Annotated in this window: 17 protein-coding genes; 16 read left to right on the forward strand and 1 reads right to left on the reverse strand. The window is 65.4% G+C overall.

Annotated elements, in window-relative coordinates; translation table 11 throughout:
* Nucleotides 1-131 precede the first annotated feature (131 nt).
* From GDH07_RS07330 to GDH07_RS07345, 4 genes are all read left to right on the forward strand, one after another.
* Nucleotides 132-791, forward strand: a complete 660-nt coding sequence (locus GDH07_RS07330) for a transglutaminase-like domain-containing protein (RefSeq protein WP_053135772.1) — start codon at nt 132-134, stop codon at nt 789-791.
* 42 nt (nt 792-833) lie between these two features.
* Nucleotides 834-1,457: a glutathione S-transferase family protein gene (locus GDH07_RS07335; RefSeq protein WP_152897037.1), complete on the forward strand. Its 624-nt coding sequence runs from the start codon at nt 834-836 to the stop codon at nt 1,455-1,457.
* 132 nt (nt 1,458-1,589) lie between these two features.
* A complete protein-coding gene (locus GDH07_RS07340; RefSeq protein WP_022643151.1) occupies nt 1,590-2,522 on the forward strand; it encodes an ABC transporter ATP-binding protein in 933 nt (310 codons plus the stop codon).
* Nucleotides 2,519-3,298 (forward strand): ABC transporter permease, encoded by a 780-nt coding sequence (locus GDH07_RS07345; RefSeq protein WP_022643152.1) that lies wholly within the window; start codon nt 2,519-2,521, stop codon nt 3,296-3,298. Before GDH07_RS07340 ends, GDH07_RS07345 begins: the two co-directional genes overlap by 4 nt.
* 51 nt (nt 3,299-3,349) lie before the next feature.
* Here the strand turns inward: GDH07_RS07345 and GDH07_RS07350 are convergent, their stop codons facing one another.
* Entirely contained in the window at nt 3,350-3,865 is a 516-nt protein-coding gene (locus tag GDH07_RS07350; RefSeq protein WP_152897038.1) for a DUF2062 domain-containing protein, read from the reverse strand.
* 140 nt (nt 3,866-4,005) lie between these two features.
* On the opposite strand from GDH07_RS07350, the gene GDH07_RS07355 reads away from it, so the two are divergent.
* The 12 genes from GDH07_RS07355 (at nt 4,006) to GDH07_RS07410 (ending at nt 15,479) form a co-directional block, all read left to right on the forward strand.
* Complete coding sequence (locus tag GDH07_RS07355) at nt 4,006-6,237, forward strand: DNA internalization-related competence protein ComEC/Rec2 (RefSeq protein ID WP_152897039.1); 2,232 nt, start codon at nt 4,006-4,008, stop codon at nt 6,235-6,237.
* A 102-nt stretch (nt 6,238-6,339) separates the two neighbouring features.
* Nucleotides 6,340-6,975, forward strand: a complete 636-nt coding sequence (locus tag GDH07_RS07360; protein ID WP_022643155.1) for a MotA/TolQ/ExbB proton channel family protein — start codon at nt 6,340-6,342, stop codon at nt 6,973-6,975.
* Nucleotides 6,972-7,400, forward strand: coding sequence for an ExbD/TolR family protein (locus GDH07_RS07365; RefSeq protein WP_022643156.1), 429 nt, complete (start codon nt 6,972-6,974; stop codon nt 7,398-7,400). The genes GDH07_RS07360 and GDH07_RS07365 overlap by 4 nt, the downstream gene beginning before the upstream one ends.
* Nucleotides 7,400-8,410, forward strand: a complete 1,011-nt coding sequence (gene lpxK / locus GDH07_RS07370; protein WP_152897041.1) for a tetraacyldisaccharide 4'-kinase — start codon at nt 7,400-7,402, stop codon at nt 8,408-8,410. The genes GDH07_RS07365 and lpxK overlap by 1 nt, the downstream gene beginning before the upstream one ends.
* 25 nt (nt 8,411-8,435) lie before the next feature.
* Nucleotides 8,436-8,621, forward strand: a complete 186-nt coding sequence (locus GDH07_RS07375; protein ID WP_011060103.1) for a Trm112 family protein — start codon at nt 8,436-8,438, stop codon at nt 8,619-8,621.
* On the forward strand, nt 8,618-9,382 hold the full coding sequence (kdsB, locus tag GDH07_RS07380) for a 3-deoxy-manno-octulosonate cytidylyltransferase (RefSeq protein WP_053135780.1): 765 nt from the start codon (nt 8,618-8,620) through the stop codon (nt 9,380-9,382). Before GDH07_RS07375 ends, kdsB begins: the two co-directional genes overlap by 4 nt.
* Nucleotides 9,382-9,846 (forward strand): low molecular weight protein-tyrosine-phosphatase, encoded by a 465-nt coding sequence (locus GDH07_RS07385; protein WP_152897042.1) that lies wholly within the window; start codon nt 9,382-9,384, stop codon nt 9,844-9,846. Before kdsB ends, GDH07_RS07385 begins: the two co-directional genes overlap by 1 nt.
* Nucleotides 9,843-10,868 (forward strand): UDP-N-acetylmuramate dehydrogenase, encoded by a 1,026-nt coding sequence (gene murB / locus GDH07_RS07390; RefSeq protein WP_152897043.1) that lies wholly within the window; start codon nt 9,843-9,845, stop codon nt 10,866-10,868. The genes GDH07_RS07385 and murB overlap by 4 nt, the downstream gene beginning before the upstream one ends.
* 240 nt (nt 10,869-11,108) lie before the next feature.
* Nucleotides 11,109-11,579, forward strand: a complete 471-nt coding sequence (locus GDH07_RS07395) for a (2Fe-2S)-binding protein (protein WP_152897044.1) — start codon at nt 11,109-11,111, stop codon at nt 11,577-11,579.
* On the forward strand, nt 11,576-13,891 hold the full coding sequence (locus tag GDH07_RS07400) for a xanthine dehydrogenase family protein molybdopterin-binding subunit (RefSeq protein WP_152897045.1): 2,316 nt from the start codon (nt 11,576-11,578) through the stop codon (nt 13,889-13,891). The genes GDH07_RS07395 and GDH07_RS07400 overlap by 4 nt, the downstream gene beginning before the upstream one ends.
* A complete protein-coding gene (locus tag GDH07_RS07405) occupies nt 13,891-14,886 on the forward strand; it encodes an XdhC family protein (protein ID WP_152897046.1) in 996 nt (331 codons plus the stop codon). The genes GDH07_RS07400 and GDH07_RS07405 overlap by 1 nt, the downstream gene beginning before the upstream one ends.
* Nucleotides 14,883-15,479: a nucleotidyltransferase family protein gene (locus tag GDH07_RS07410; protein ID WP_152897047.1), complete on the forward strand. Its 597-nt coding sequence runs from the start codon at nt 14,883-14,885 to the stop codon at nt 15,477-15,479. Before GDH07_RS07405 ends, GDH07_RS07410 begins: the two co-directional genes overlap by 4 nt.
* Nucleotides 15,480-15,503 lie beyond the last annotated feature (24 nt).

Below are 15,503 nucleotides of genomic sequence, written 5' to 3' on the forward strand. Positions count from 1 at the left end.
GCCCTGGCCGGTGAACGTCGGCTGCACATTCCGTCCGGCTGGGTGAAGCAGGCCATGATCTTTGGCCGAAACGTCGTTATCTCTGTGCTGGATGCCTCTATAGACTCAGGGTTCACCTGGAGGTTATGCCCATGCACGAGTACCTGCGTCCCAGCCGCTTCATCGATAGTGACCACCCTGCGGTGGTGGAGTTCGCCGAATCTCATCGCGGTGTCGATCGTGATCCCCGGCAGCAGGCGATGAGCCTCTACTACGCGGTGCGCGAGGCCGTGCGCTACAACCCCTATACCTTCAGCCTCGATCCCGGAACCCTGCGCGGCAGCCATGCCCTGGCCACGGGGGAAAGCTATTGCGTGCCCAAGGCCACCTTGCTGGCCGGTTGTGCCCGGCACTGCGGGATTGCGGCACGCATCGGCCTGGCCGATGTGCGTAATCACTTGTCGCCCCCGCACCTGCTGGAGTTGTTGCGCAGCGACGTGTTCGCCATGCACGGCTACACCGAGTTGTACCTGGATGGGCGCTGGGTCAAGGCCACGCCGGCGTTCAACCAGGACCTGTGCGAGCTGTTCGATGTGGCACCGCTGGATTTCGACGGTGTGCAGGACAGCGTGTTCCAGCCCTTCAACCGCCAGGGCGAGCAGGCGATGGAGTACCTGGTGGACCATGGGCAGTTCGCCGATGTCCCGGAGCACTTCTTTTTCGACCACCTGAAAAAATGCTATCCGCATCTGATCGGCCAGCCGCAATTCACGGGACTTGGTGATATGCACAGCGATTTGAGTCGCGACTGATCAGGCGTAGACTGCCCCGGCATTCATTACCGAGGGATGGTCATGCTGAAGATCTGGGGACGCAAGAATTCATCGAATGTCAGGAAGGCGCTGTGGTGCGCCGAAGAGCTGGGGCTGGCCTATGAGTCCCTGGATGCCGGCGGCGCCTTCGGCGTGGTGGACACCCCGGAGTACCGGGCGCTGAACCCCAACGGGCGGATCCCGATGATCGAGGACGAAGGCTTCGTGCTCTGGGAGTCCAACACCATCGTGCGCTACCTGCTGGCCCGGCATGCCGCCGGCACGCCCTGGTATCCGACCGACGTGCAGGCCCGGGCCAGCGCCGAGAAGTGGATGGACTGGACCACCTCGACCTTCGCTGATGTATTCCGTCCCCTGTTCTGGGGGGTGCTGCGCACCCCTTCGGCCGAGCAGGACTGGGTGCGAATCGACGCCGCCAGGAACACCTGTGCCCAGTTGCTGGAGCGGGTCGACCAGGCCCTGGCGAACCAGCCTTACTTGTCCGGCCAGGAGATCGGCATGGGCGATATTCCCCTGGGCAGCTTCATCTACGCCTGGTTCGAGATGCCCATCGAGCGCCCGGCGCTACCCCACCTGCAGGCCTGGTACCAGCGGCTGGCGGCACGGCCGGCCTACCGTCGAGCGGTGATGACCGCTTTGACTTAATACCCACTATCGATACGCATGACTGTACTTGCAGGGCGCCGGCCCGCAACATGGCGGGCGTCCGGCAATGTTGCAATCGACCCGGCCTGCCCTTACCTATAAAACTTCCCCTTCTTGGTGCATGAATCCGATATGAGTTCCGCTCTGTCCATCCGGCAGCTAACCAAAACCTACGGCAACGGTTTCCAGGCCCTGAGTGGTATCGATCTGGACGTCGCCGAGGGTGATTTCTTTGCCTTGCTCGGTCCCAACGGGGCCGGTAAATCCACCACCATCGGCATCCTCTCGACCCTGGTGAACAAGACCAGCGGCACGGTGAATGTCTTCGGCCATGACCTGGACCGCCAGCCGGCCGCGCTCAAGCGCAGCATTGGCGTGGTGCCCCAGGAGTTCAACTTCAACCAGTTCGAGAAGACCTTCGACATCGTCGTGACCCAGGCCGGCTACTACGGCATCCCGGCGAAGATCGCCAAGGAGCGGGCCGAGCAGTACCTGACCCAGCTCGGCCTGTGGGACAAGCGCGATGTACCTTCGCGCTCGCTGTCCGGCGGCATGAAGCGCCGGTTGATGATCGCCCGGGCCCTGGTCCACGAGCCGCGCCTGCTGATCCTCGACGAGCCGACCGCCGGGGTCGACATCGAGCTGCGCCGTTCGATGTGGAGCTTCCTCACCGAGCTCAACCAGAAGGGCATCACCATCATCCTCACCACCCATTACCTGGAAGAGGCCGAGCAGCTGTGCCGCAACATCGGCATCATCGACCACGGCACCATCGTCGAGAACACCAGCATGCGCCAGTTGCTCAGCCAGCTGCATGTGGAAACCTTCCTGCTCGACCTCAAGCATGACTTGCACGTGGTTCCGCAACTGGCCGGCTATCCGACCCGCCTGGTGGATAGCCATACCCTGGAGGTCCAGGTGGACAAGGCCGTGGGCATCACGGCCCTGTTCAGCCAGCTGGCGCTGCAGAACATCGAGGTGCTGAGCCTGCGTAACAAGACCAACCGACTTGAGGAGCTGTTCGTGTCCCTGGTGGAGAAAAACCTGTCGAAGGTGGCGGTATGAGTTCGGAGTTCAAGCCCAACCTGGTAGCGCTCAACACCATCGTCTACCGCGAGGTCCGGCGCTTCACCCGGATCTGGCCGCAGACCCTGCTGCCGCCGGCCATCACCATGGTCCTGTACTTCGTCATCTTCGGTAACCTGATCGGCCGGCAGATCGGCGACATGGGTGGCTTCACCTACATGGAGTACATCGTGCCGGGGCTGATCATGATGTCGGTGATCACCAACTCCTACGGCAACGTGGTGTCGAGCTTCTTCGGCAGCAAGTTCCAGCGCTCCATCGAGGAATTGATGGTGTCGCCGGTCTCGCCCCACACCATCCTCATCGGCTATACCCTGGGCGGCGTGTTGCGCGGGCTGATGGTGGGGATCATCGTGACCTTGCTGTCGCTGTTCTTCACCAAGCTGCAGGTGCACCACCTGGGTGTCACTGTGCTGGTGGTGGTGCTGACGGCCACGATCTTCTCGTTGCTGGGCTTCATCAACGCGGTATTCGCGCGCAACTTCGACGATATCTCGATCATCCCGACCTTCGTGCTGACGCCGCTGACCTACCTGGGCGGAGTGTTCTACTCGATCAACCTGCTGCCGCCGTTCTGGCAGACCGTGTCCCTGGCCAACCCGGTGTTGCACATGGTCAACTCGTTCCGCTACGGCATCCTCGGGGTTTCGGATATCAGTATCGGCACGGCGATCACGTTCATGCTGGTGGCCACCGCGGTGCTCTACATAGGCTGTGCCAGGTTGCTGGTCAGCGGGCGCGGCATGCGCCAGTAGGCAACTGCCCCATCAACGACAACGGCCTCCCTCGGGAGGCCGTTGTCGTTTCTAGCGCCGCTGCAGCTTGCGGCGTTGCCATTGGCGGCCGACCCACCAGCGCCAGTAGAACATGGTCAGGCAGTAGGCCAGGGCGCCCAGGGCCAGGCCAGCCACCACCGAACCGAGCAGGAAGGGTTGCCAGAGGGTGGCCAGCTGGCTGCTGATCCATTCCCAGGTGAGGCTGTCGGGCAGGGTGCGCGGCGGCACGTTCATTAGCCAGGCGCCTAGCTGATAGGTGCAGAAGAACACCGGGGGCATGGTGATGGGATTGGTCAGCCATACCAGGCTGACGCTGATGGGCATGTTGCCCCGCAACCAGATGGCCAGCACCGCGGCCAGCAACATCTGCATCGGGATCGGGATGAAGGCGGCGAACAGGCCCACGGCCATGGCGCGGGCCACGGAGTGCCGGTTGAGGTGCCAGAGGTTGGCGTCATGCAGCAAGGTGCCGAGAAAGCGTAAGGACTTGTGTTCCCGGATGCTGGTGGGATCTGGCATGTAACGTTTGAATAAGCGCCGGGGCATAAGGCTTCTCGGTCGGGTCAAGCGGTAATTATGACTGGATTGTAAACAGGGCAAATTCAGACATTGTGACAAATGATAAAGCCATGTCCGGCCGTCCTCGGCTAAGCCAAGGGTAGGGCTCGTCATGGATGGATTGGCTGATGCGAACAGGGATGCTGGGCTTGGCCGCGGGGCTTCTGGCGCTGGGTTTTCTGCCGGCCTTGCCGCCGCTCTGGTGGTTGTTGCCGGTATTGGTGCTGGCCTTGCTGCTGTTGCCGTTTCGTACACATCCGGTGGCATTTTTCCTATTCGGCTTCAGTTGGGCCTGTGCCTGTGCGCAGTGGGCGCTCGACGATCGGTTGGCGTCGCGCCTGGACGGCCAGACTCGCTGGCTGGAAGGACGGATCACCGGTTTGCCGGAGGCTGGGGCGCAGGTGGTGCGGTTCGAGTTGCAAGATGCCCAGGCCCGACGCGAGCGCCTGCCACAGCGAATTCGCGTGAGCTGGCGTGACGGGCCGCCGGTCAAGAGCGGCGAGCGCTGGCGCCTGGCGGTGACGCTGCGCCGCCCCGTGGGATTGCTCAACGTACAGGGGTTCGACTACGAGGCGTGGCTGCTGGCGCGGCGTATCGGCGCCGTCGGTACGGTCAAGGATGGCCAGTTGCTGGCGCCGGCCCAGGGCGCCTGGCGCGACCGCTTGCGCCAGCGTTTGCTGGGGGTGGAGGCCCATGGTCGGGGCGGAGGGCTGGCCGCGTTGGTGATGGGGGATGGTTCCGGGCTGACGCGAGAGGACTGGCAGCTGTTGCAAGACACCGGCACCGTGCACCTGATGGTCATTTCCGGGCAGCACATCAGCCTCTTGGCGGGGGTGATCTATCTCGTCGTGGCGGGGCTGGCGCGGCTCGGCGCCTGGCCCGCGCGCTGGCCATGGCTGCCGTGGGCCTGCGTCCTGGGCTTTCTCGGGGCGTTGGGCTACGGGTTGCTCGCGGGGTTCGACGTGCCGGTGCAGCGCGCCTGCGTGATGGTGGCCCTGGTCCTGCTCTGGCGCTTGCGCTTTCGTCACCTGGGCACTTGGTGGCCGCTGCTGCTGGCGCTGGATGCGGTGCTGTTGCTCGAACCCCTGGCCAGCTTGCAACCGGGCTTCTGGCTGTCGTTCGCGGCGGTGGCGATCCTGATCTTCACCTTCGCCGGGCGGCTGGGGGCCTGGCGCTGGTGGCAGAGCTGGACCCGCGCCCAATGGCTGATAGCGATCGGCCTGCTGCCGCCGATGCTGGCCCTGGGCCTGCCCATCAGTCTCAGCGGTCCGCTGGCCAACCTGCTGGCGGTGCCTTGGGTCAGCCTGCTGGTGTTGCCGCCGGCTTTGCTGGGAAGCCTGTTGTTGCCCCTGCCAGTGGTGGGCGAAGGCTTGTTGTGGCTGGCCGGTGGGCTGCTGGAGGGACTGTTCCGTGTGCTGGGGCTGATCGCCGGATGGTGGCCGGCCTGGGTCGCGCCGCTGTTGCCCGGCTGGATCTGGAGCCTCGCCAGTCTGGGGGCGTTGTTGCTGTTGCTGCCGTCCGGCGTGCCGCTGCGGATTCTCGGCTGGCCGCTGTTGCTGTTGGTGGCCTGGCCGCCGCAGCCTCGAGTGCCCTTCGGCGAGGCCGAAGTCTGGCAGCTGGATGTGGGCCAGGGGCTGTCGTTCGTCCTGCGTACCCGTAACCACGCGATGCTGTACGACGCGGGCGCCCGTAGCGGCGATTTCGACCTCGGCGAGCGGGTAGTGGTGCCGACCCTGCAGCGCTTGGGCATCCACCAGCTGGACCTGATGTTGCTCAGCCATGCCGATAACGATCATGCCGGTGGCGCCCTGGCGGTGCAGCGGGCGTTGCCGGTTCGCCTGGTGCGTAGTGGCGAGCCCGAGGCATTGCCGGCCATCCTGCAGGCCATGCCGTGCGAGTCCGGGGCGAGCTGGCAATGGGATGGCGTGCGTTTCCGCCAGTGGCAATGGGCCGGGGCGCGCGATGGCAACCAGGCTTCCTGTGTGTTGCAGGTCGAGGCCCGGGGTGAGCGCCTGCTGCTCACTGGCGACATCGATATCCATGCGGAGCGGGCTTTGCTCCAGGGCCCGCTGGCGCAGCGGACCCATTGGTTGCAGGCGCCGCACCATGGCAGCCGGACCTCTTCGTCCATGGCCCTGCTACAACGGTTGGCGCCCGACGCGGTACTGGTTTCCCGGGGCCGGGGCAATGCCTTCGGTCACCCGCACCCGCAGGTGGTGGCGCGTTATCGGAGCCTGGGCATGGCGCTTTATGACAGTGCCGAGCAGGGCGCTTTGAGGTTGCGCCTGGGGGCTTTTGCGACGCCCTACAGCGTGCGCGAGCAACGGCGGTTCTGGCGTGAGCCGGTAACAATGCCTTAAATAACCGTGGGTTATTAAAGCCTGGAAACATGCGACATCACGGTCTTCGGTGCGTCCGGCCCCTATGTTAGAGTGGCGCACTTTTTCGAGGGGGCTGTCACTGTGTGGGAATTGGTCAAATCCGGCGGTTGGATGATGCTGCCGATCATCCTGAGTTCCATCGCGGCCGTGGGCATCATCGCCGAGCGCTTGTGGACCCTGCGGGCCAGCCGTGTGACCCCGCCCCACCTCCTGGGCCAGGTCTGGCGCTGGATCAAGGACAAGCAGCTGAACAAGGACAAGCTCAAGGAACTGCGTGCCGATTCGCCCCTGGGCGAGATCCTGGCCGCGGGCCTGGCCAACTCCAAGCATGGCCGCGAGATCATGAAGGAATGCATCGAGGAAGCGGCGGCCCGGGTCATCCACGAGCTGGAGCGCTACCTCAACGCCCTGGGCACCATCGCCGCCATGGCGCCGCTGCTGGGCCTGCTGGGCACCGTGCTGGGCATGATCGATATCTTCAGCTCGTTCATGGGCTCGGGCATGACCACCAACGCCCATGTGCTGGCCGGAGGTATCTCCAAGGCCCTGATCACCACCGCTGCGGGCCTGATGGTGGGGATCCCCTCGGTGTTCTTCCACCGTTTCCTGCAACGCCGGGTCGATGAGCTGGTGGTGGGCATGGAGCAGGAGGCGATCAAGCTGGTGGAAGTGATCCAGGGCGACCGCGATGTCGACCTGGCCGAGGGCGCAGCGTGAAATTCCGTCGCAAACCCCGGGAAACCGTGGACATCAACCTCGCGTCGCTGATCGATGTGGTGTTCATCCTGCTGTTGTTCTTCGTGGTCACCACCACCTTCACCCGGGAAACCGAATTGCGTGTCGACCTGCCCGAAGCCGTCAGCGGCTCGCCGGCCGAGGACCAGCAGATCAAGCAGCTGGATATCGCCATCAGCGCCGACGGGGTGTTCTCGGTGAACAACCAGGTATTGCCCAAGAACGACCTGGCGACCCTGATCGAGGCCTTGCAGAAGGAGTCCGCTGGCGATACCAACCTGCCGCTGTCCATCAGCGCCGATGGCAAGACCCAGCATCAAGCGGTGATCACTGCCATGGACGCGGCCGGCAAGCTCGGTTTCAGCCATCTGCGCATGACCACCGTCGAGGCGGCGCCGGCTCCCTGATGGCACTTTTCGATCGTTTGCTCGCCGCCTGGTACCAGGGCCATCGCGCACTGAAACTGCTGCAGCCACTGGAATGGCTGTACCGCCGTGTCGTGGTGGGCAAGCGCCAGCGCTTCCTGGCCGGCGAGGGCGAGATCTACCAGCCGCCGGTGCCCCTGGTGGTGGTGGGCAACATCACGGTCGGTGGTACCGGCAAGACTCCGTTGATCCTGTGGTTGGTGGAGCATTGCCAGCGCCTCGGCCTGCGCGTCGGCGTGGTCAGCCGTGGTTATGGCGCCAAGCCAGCCCAGTTGCCCTGGCGGGTCACGGCCACGGACAGCGCCGAGGTGGCGGGCGACGAACCGCTGCTGATCGTCCAGCGCTGCGGCGTGCCATTGATGATCGATCCCGATCGTAGCCGCGCGGTGCAAGCCCTGCTCGCCGCCGAGCCGCTGGACCTGATCCTCTCCGACGATGGCCTGCAGCATTACCGCCTGGCTCGCGACCTGGAGCTGGTGCTGATCGACGCGGCCCGCGGCCTGGGCAATCGCCGTTGCCTGCCGGCCGGTCCGCTGCGCGAGCCGGTGGAGCGCCTGCACAGTGTGGATGCCGTGCTGTACAACGGTGCCGCCGCCGATCGCGACGATGGTTTCGCCTTTGAGCTCCAGCCTTCGGCGCTGATCAACCTGCAAAGCGGCGAGCGTCGTCCGCTGGCGCATTTCACCCCGGGGCAAGCGGTGCACGCGGTGGCCGGCATCGGCAACCCCCAGCGTTTCTTCAATACCCTTGAAACGCTACACTTGCGACCTGTCCCCCATGCATTTGCCGACCATGCCCAATACAGTGCGCAGGCCTTGGCCTTCACCCCGTCGTTGCCGCTGGTCATGACCGAGAAAGATGCGGTCAAGTGCCGCGAATTCGCGGCGGCCGACTGGTGGTACCTGGCGGTCGACGCGGTGCCATCGCCAGCCTTCGTCGCCTGGTTCGACACCCAGTTGATGCGCCTGCTGCCTGACCGTCTATTGCCTTAAACCGCTTCTATCCAGGGAAACCCTCATGGACACCAAACTGCTCGACATCCTGGCCTGCCCGATCTGCAAGGGCCCTCTCAAACTCAGCGCCGACAAGACCGAGCTGATCAGCAAGGGCGCCGGCCTGGCCTATCCGATCCGCGACGGCATCCCGGTGATGCTGGAAAGCGAGGCTCGCACCCTGACCACCGAGGAGCGCCTGGACAAATGACCAGCGCCTTCACCGTTGTCATCCCGGCGCGTTTCGCCTCCACCCGCTTGCCGGGCAAGCCGCTGCAGATGATCGCCGGCAAGCCGATGGTCCAGTGGGTCTGGGAGCAGGCCCGCAAGAGCCGCGCCGAGCGCGTGGTGGTGGCTACCGACGACCAGCGTATCGTCGATGCGTGCCAGGGCTTTGGCGCCGAAGCGCTGCTGACCCGTGAAGACCACAACTCCGGCACCGACCGCCTGGCCGAGGTCGCCACCCAGCTGGGGCTGGCGGCGGACGCCATCGTGGTCAACGTCCAGGGTGACGAGCCGCTGATCCCGCCGGCGGTGATCGACCAGGTGGCGGCCAACCTGGCGGCCCATCCCGAAGCGCGCATGGCCACCCTGGCCGAGCCGATCGAAGATGCACAGACCCTGTTCAACCCCAACGTGGTCAAGGTGGTCAGCGACCTCAACGGCCTGGCGCTGACCTTCAGTCGCTCGACCCTGCCTTGGGCCCGTGACGCCTTTGCCCGCAATCGTGACGAACTGCCCGCCGGCGTGCCTTACCGCCGCCATATCGGCATCTACGCCTACCGTGCCGGTTTCCTCCATGACTTCGTCAACTGGGGGCCTTGCTGGCTGGAGAACACCGAGTCCCTGGAGCAGCTGCGGGCCTTGTGGCACGGCGTGCGCATCCATGTGGCCGATGCCCTCGAAGCCCCGCCCACCGGCGTGGATACCGCCGAAGACCTCGAGCGCGTCCGACGCCTGCTGGAGGCCTGATGCAGGTCCTGTTCGTCTGCCTGGGCAACATCTGTCGCTCACCCACCGCCGAAGGCGTGTTGCGCCACAAACTGCGTGCAGCCGGTCTTGCCGAGCAGGTACAAGTGGCTTCCGCCGGCACCAGCGACTGGCACGTCGGCAAGGCGCCGGACTCCCGCAGCCAGCGGGCGGCGTTGCAGCGCGGCTACGACCTGTCGGCGCAACGGGCGCAGCAGGTCAGCAGCGCCGACTTCTCGCGCTATGACCTGATCTTCGCCATGGACCAGAGCAACCTGCGCAACCTCGAGGCCCTGCAACCGGCCAATGGCAAGGCCGAGCTGGACCTGTTCCTGCGCCGCTACGAGGCGGTGCTCGACGAGGTGCCGGACCCGTACTACGACGGTGAAAAGGGTTTCGAGCAAGTGCTGGACCTGATCGAAGCGGCCTGTGATCGCCTGGTGATCGAATTGAAGGGGCGCCTATGAGCCTGGTCATCCAGTCCGATGTGTCGCTCAAGCCGTTCAACAGCTTCGGGGTCGAGGTCAAGGCCCGGCTGTTCGCCCTGGCCCATGATGACGCCGAAGTCCGTGAGGCCCTGGACTACAGTCGCGAGCACCAGTTGCCATTGCTGGTGATCGGTGGCGGCAGCAACCTGCTGCTGGCCGGGGATATCCAGGCCCTGGTGCTGCGCATGGCCAGCCGCGGTACCCGCCTGCTCGAGGACGATGGGCAGCGGGTGGTGGTGGAAGCCGAAGCCGGGGAGCCCTGGCACCCCTTCGTCCAGTGGACCCTGGGGCAGGGCTTGTCCGGGTTGGAGAACCTCAGCCTGATTCCCGGCACCGTCGGTGCCGCGCCGATGCAGAACATCGGTGCCTATGGTGTCGAGATCAAGGATGTGTTCGCCGGTCTCACCGCCCTCGATCGGCAGACCGGCGAGTTGCGCGAGTTCGACCTGGAGCAGTGCCGGTTCGCCTACCGCGACAGCCTGTTCAAGCAGGAGGTTGGTCGTTGGCTGATCCTGCGGGTGCGTTTTGCCCTGAGTCGGGCCGAGCATCTGCACCTTGAGTACGGCCCGGTACGCCAGCGCCTGGCGGAGCAGGGCATCGAGCGGCCCACTGCCGGCGATGTCAGCCAGGCGATTTGCAGCATTCGCAGCGAAAAACTCCCGGACCCGGCGGTGCTGGGCAACGCCGGCAGCTTCTTCAAGAACCCGGTGGTGCCGGCGGCGCTGGCGGAGCGCATTCGCCAGGCGCACCCAGGCCTGGTGGCCTACCCCCAGGCGGATGGGCAGATGAAGCTGGCGGCCGGTTGGCTGATCGAGCAGGCAGGCTGGAAGGGCTTTCGCGAGGCCGATGCCGGGGTCCATCGTTTGCAGTCGCTAGTGCTGGTCAACTACGGCAACGCCAGCGGACGGCAGTTGTTGGCGTTGGCCCAGAGGATCCAGCGCGACATCGCCGAGCGTTTCGGCGTCGAGCTGGAGATGGAGCCCAACCTCTACGGAGCATGACCGTTCGCCGCCCCTGGCCCAAAAAAGCCTTGCCCGAATGACGTTCGGACAAGGCTTTTTGCTTAATTAGGGCTTAACTTAGCAGGCTAAGAATGTGCTTCTTGCTGTTCCCAAGGGCCCGGTGAAGCTCGAGCTTCACAAGAGAGCCCGATTAGCCTGAGCCGATCTGCGTGCCCCGCAGTCGCGGTACCGCGCGACAGATGGTTCGACCCCATCCCTCCATAGAATGCGGGCGTGCCCATGATTACCCTGAAACTCAACGGACAAGACCACCCACTGGACGTCAGCGAGGATATGCCCCTGTTGTGGGCGATCCGCGACGTGATCGGCTACAACGGCACCAAGTTCGGCTGCGGCATGGGCTTGTGTGGTGCCTGCACCATCCATATCGACGGCGATCCTGCCCGCAGTTGCATCACCCCGGTTGGCTCGGTGCTGGGCAAGAACGTCAGCACCATCGACAACCTGCACAACGATCCGGTGGGCCAACTGGTGCAGCAGGCCTGGCTGGACACCGCGGTAGCCCAGTGCGGCTATTGCCAGGGCGGGCAGATCATGTCCGCCACGGCGCTGCTCAAGATCCACCCCAACCCCAGTGACGAACAGATCGAGGAGGCGATGCTCGGCAATATCTGCCGCTGCGGCACCTACAACCGGATCAAGGCCGCGATCCGTCGCGCCTCCGGCCAATTGCAGGAGGCCAAGGCATGAGTCCTCTACCCACTGATTTCACCCTGGCCAACCTGAGTCGCCGGGGCTTTCTCAAGGGCGTGGGCGCCACCGGTGCCCTGGTGCTGGCCGCCAGTTGGGGTTGGCAGGACGCCTTTGCCGAGGACAAGAAGTTCGGCGCCGACGGCATGCCCCACGGCTGGGTCGACGATCCCAAGGTCTATGTCAGCATCGATGCCGACGGTACTGTGACGGTGATCTGCAATCGCTCGGAAATGGGCCAGGGCGTGCGCACCAGTCTGAGCATGGTGGTGGCCGACGAGCTGGAAGCCGACTGGGACCTGGTCAAGGTCAGGCAGGCGCCGGGTGACGAGGCGCGTTATGGCAACCAGGACACCGATGGCTCGCGCAGCATGCGCCATTGGTACGAGCCCATGCGCCGTTGCGGCGCGGCAGCGCGGACCATGCTCGAGCAAGCGGCCGCCGCCCAGTGGCAGGTGCCGCTGGCGGAGTGCCGGGCACAGTTGCACAAGGTGGTCCACCAGCCCAGCGGGCGTGAACTGGGCTACGGCGCCCTGGCCGTCGCTGCCGGGGCCCTGGCGGTACCGCCGCGGGACAGCCTGCGGCTGAAGCCAGCTTCGCAGTTCCGCTACATCGGCAAGGAAGCGACCCGGGCGATCGACGGCCAGGACATCGTCAATGGTCGTGCGGTGTACGGCGCCGACGTGCATTTCGAAGGCATGCTGTTCGCCGTGGTGGCCCGGCCCCGGGTCTATGGCGGCAAGCTCAAGTCCGTCGATGACAGCGCCGCGCTGAAGGTGCCCGGGGTGATCAAGGTGATCCCGATCGAAAGCCGTCCCTTGCCCTCGGAGTTCCAGCCCCTGGGCGGGGTCGCGGTGGTGGCGAGCAATACCTGGGCGGCGATCAAGGGCCGCGAGGCGTTGAAGCTCGAGTGGGAGGATGGGGTCAACGCCGGCTACAACTCCATCGACTACCGCAAGGAGCTGGAGGCGGCCGCGCACCAGCCAGGCAAGGTAGTGCGCAGCACCGGCAACCTAGAGCAGGCCCTGGGGAGCGCCGACGGCAGCCTGGAGGCCACCTACTACTTGCCGCACCTGGCCCAGGCGCCGATGGAGCCGATGGTGGCCGTGGCCCGCTTCCAGGACGGTCGCTGCGAAGCCTGGGCGCCGAGCCAGGCGCCCCAGGTGACTCGCGAGCGCATCGCCGAGCGGCTGGGGATTGGTTTCGACCAGGTCACGGTGAACGTCACCCTGCTGGGCGGCGGCTTCGGTCGCAAGTCCAAGCCCGATTTCATCATCGAGGCGGCGATCCTGGCCAAGGCCTTTCCCGGCAAGGCGGTGCGGGTGCAGTGGACCCGCGAGGACGATATCCACAACTCGTATTTCCACACCGTGTCGGCCGAATACCTCAAGGCCGGGTTGAACAAGGACGGCATGCCTGCGGCGTGGCTGCACCGCACCGTGGCGCCGAGCATCACGGCCTTGTTCGCCCCGGGCATGAACCATGAGGCGGCTTTCGAGCTGGGCATGGGTTTTACCAACATGGCCTATGCCATTCCCAACGTGCGCCTGGAGAACCCCGAGGCGGCTGCCCACACCCGGGTCGGCTGGTATCGCTCGGTGTCCAACATTCCCCATGGCTTCGCGATCCAGAGCTTCGTCGACGAGCTGGCCCACAAGGCCGGTGAAGATCCGTTGCGCTACCAGTTGCGCCTGCTGGGGCCTGATCGGCAGATCGATCCGCGGACCTTGAGCGAGGAGTGGAACTATGGCGAATCCCCCGAGCGCTATCCCATCGACACCGGTCGCCTGCGCACGGTGCTGGAAACCGCCGCCAAGGCCGCCGGTTGGGGACGGGAGCTGCCCAAGGGGCGCGGCCTGGGGCTGGCGGTGCACTACAGCTTCGTGACCTACGTCGCAGCGGTGATCGAGGTGGAGGTCAAGGGCGATGGCACCCTGATCGTGCACAAGGCCGATATCGCCGTGGATTGTGGTCCGCAGATCAACCCCGAGCGTATCCGTTCGCAGTTCGAGGGGGCTTGTGTCATGGGCCTGGGCAACGCGGTGCTGGGGGAAATCAGCTTCAAGGACGGCAAGGTCCAGCAGGACAACTTCCACATGTACGAAGTGGCGCGCATGTCCCTGGCGCCCAAGGAGGTGCAGGTGCACCTGGTGACGCCGCCCGGGGAGGTGCCGCTGGGTGGCGTCGGCGAGCCCGGAGTGCCGCCGATTGCGCCGGCCTTGTGCAATGCGATCTTCGCCGCTACCGGCAAGCGCATCCGCAACTTGCCGGTACGCTACCAGCTGCAGGGCTGGCAGCAGGCGAGCGCCTGATGGACAGCGTCGACCTGAATGTCCTGCGCAGTGTCCTGGAGTGGCGGCGCGCCGGTCGGGCGGTGGTGCTGTACAGCGTGGTCCAGACCTGGGGCAGTGCACCGCGACCGCCAGGTGCCATGCTGGCGCTGCGCGATGACGGGGTGGTGATCGGCTCGGTGTCCGGTGGCTGCATCGAAGATGACCTGATCGCGCGTCTGGCAGATGGGCGCCTGGCGATGCAGGGGCCGCCGGTCCAGTTGGTGACCTATGGCGTGACCCTGGAGGAGGCGGCGCGTTTCGGCTTGCCGTGTGGCGGCACCCTGCGCCTGACCGAGGAGCGGGTCGGCGATCCGGCCTGGGTCGCCGAACTGCTCGAGCGGTGCCAGGCTCACCAGATCGTGGCCCGGGAACTGAACCTGGCCACCGGCGCGGTGCGGCTCGAGCCGGCGCGCAAGAGCGATGAGCTGGCGTTCGACGGAGCCATCTTGCGGGCGATCTACGGGCCGCGCTGGCGCTTGCTGTTGATCGGCGCCGGGCAGCTGTCCCGATACGTGGCGCAAATGGCCCGCCTGCTGGACTTCGAGGTGCTGGTCTGCGATCCACGGCGGGAGTTCGTGCATGGCTGGGACGCGGAGGACGGACGGTTTGTCGCCGGCATGCCCGACGATGCGGTTTCGAGTATCGAGCCCGATGAGCGTACTGCCGTGGTGGCCCTGACCCATGATCCGCGCTTGGACGACATGGCCTTGCTCACGGCGCTCGACTCCCGGGCCTTCTACGTCGGTGCGTTGGGCTCCCGGGTCAACAGTCGCAAGCGCCGGGACAACTTGGCACTGCTGGGGTTGTCGGCCCAGGCTATCGGGCGTCTGCACGGGCCGGTGGGCCTGCATATCGGCAGCCATACCCCGGCGGAGATCGCCTTGTCGCTGATGGCCGAGATCGTGGCACTGAAGAACGGCGTCGAAACCGTGCAGAAAAAGCCCGCGTCCCACGCCAGCCAGGTGGCCGTATGAGCCTGCTGCCCTGTGCGCTGATCCTGGCGGCGGGGCAGGGCAGGCGTTATCAGGATGTGGCGGGGCATGGCCAGGACAAGCTGCTGGCGCCCTGCCTGGGGCGTGACGGGGTGTTGCGGCCGGTCCTGGAGCAGGCGTTGGTGAATCTGCCGGGGGAGATTGTGCATCGAGTCCTGGTGACCACTGCGCACCGACCGCAGGTCCTGGCATTGGGCCGGGCCCATGGCTGTGAAGTGCTGCAGTTGGAGTCCGCCGGCATGGGCCATAGCCTGGCAGCAGTGGTGAGCGCCGCGGCAGAGGCCAAGGGTTGGCTGGTGGTGTTGGGGGATATGCCCTTCATTCAGGCCGACACTATCCGGCAAGTGGTCGAGGCCATGCAGCCAGGGCGGATTTGCGTGCCAAGGCATGGGGACGAGCTGGGACATCCGGTGGGTTTTGGCCGGGCTTATGGCCAAGCGCTGCTCGGGTTGGCCGGTGATCGCGGGGGCAGGTCGTTGTTTGCTTCCGGGACGGTGGTCGAGGTACCGGTGAGTGATCCGGGTGTCCTGTGGGACGTGGACGTGCCGCAGGCGCTGGACTATCGGCAGGGCTGAAACACGGGTATGAAAAAAGCCCCG

The organism is Pseudomonas piscis, assembly GCF_009380155.1.
Taxonomy (GTDB): Bacteria; Pseudomonadota; Gammaproteobacteria; order Pseudomonadales; family Pseudomonadaceae; genus Aquipseudomonas; species Aquipseudomonas piscis.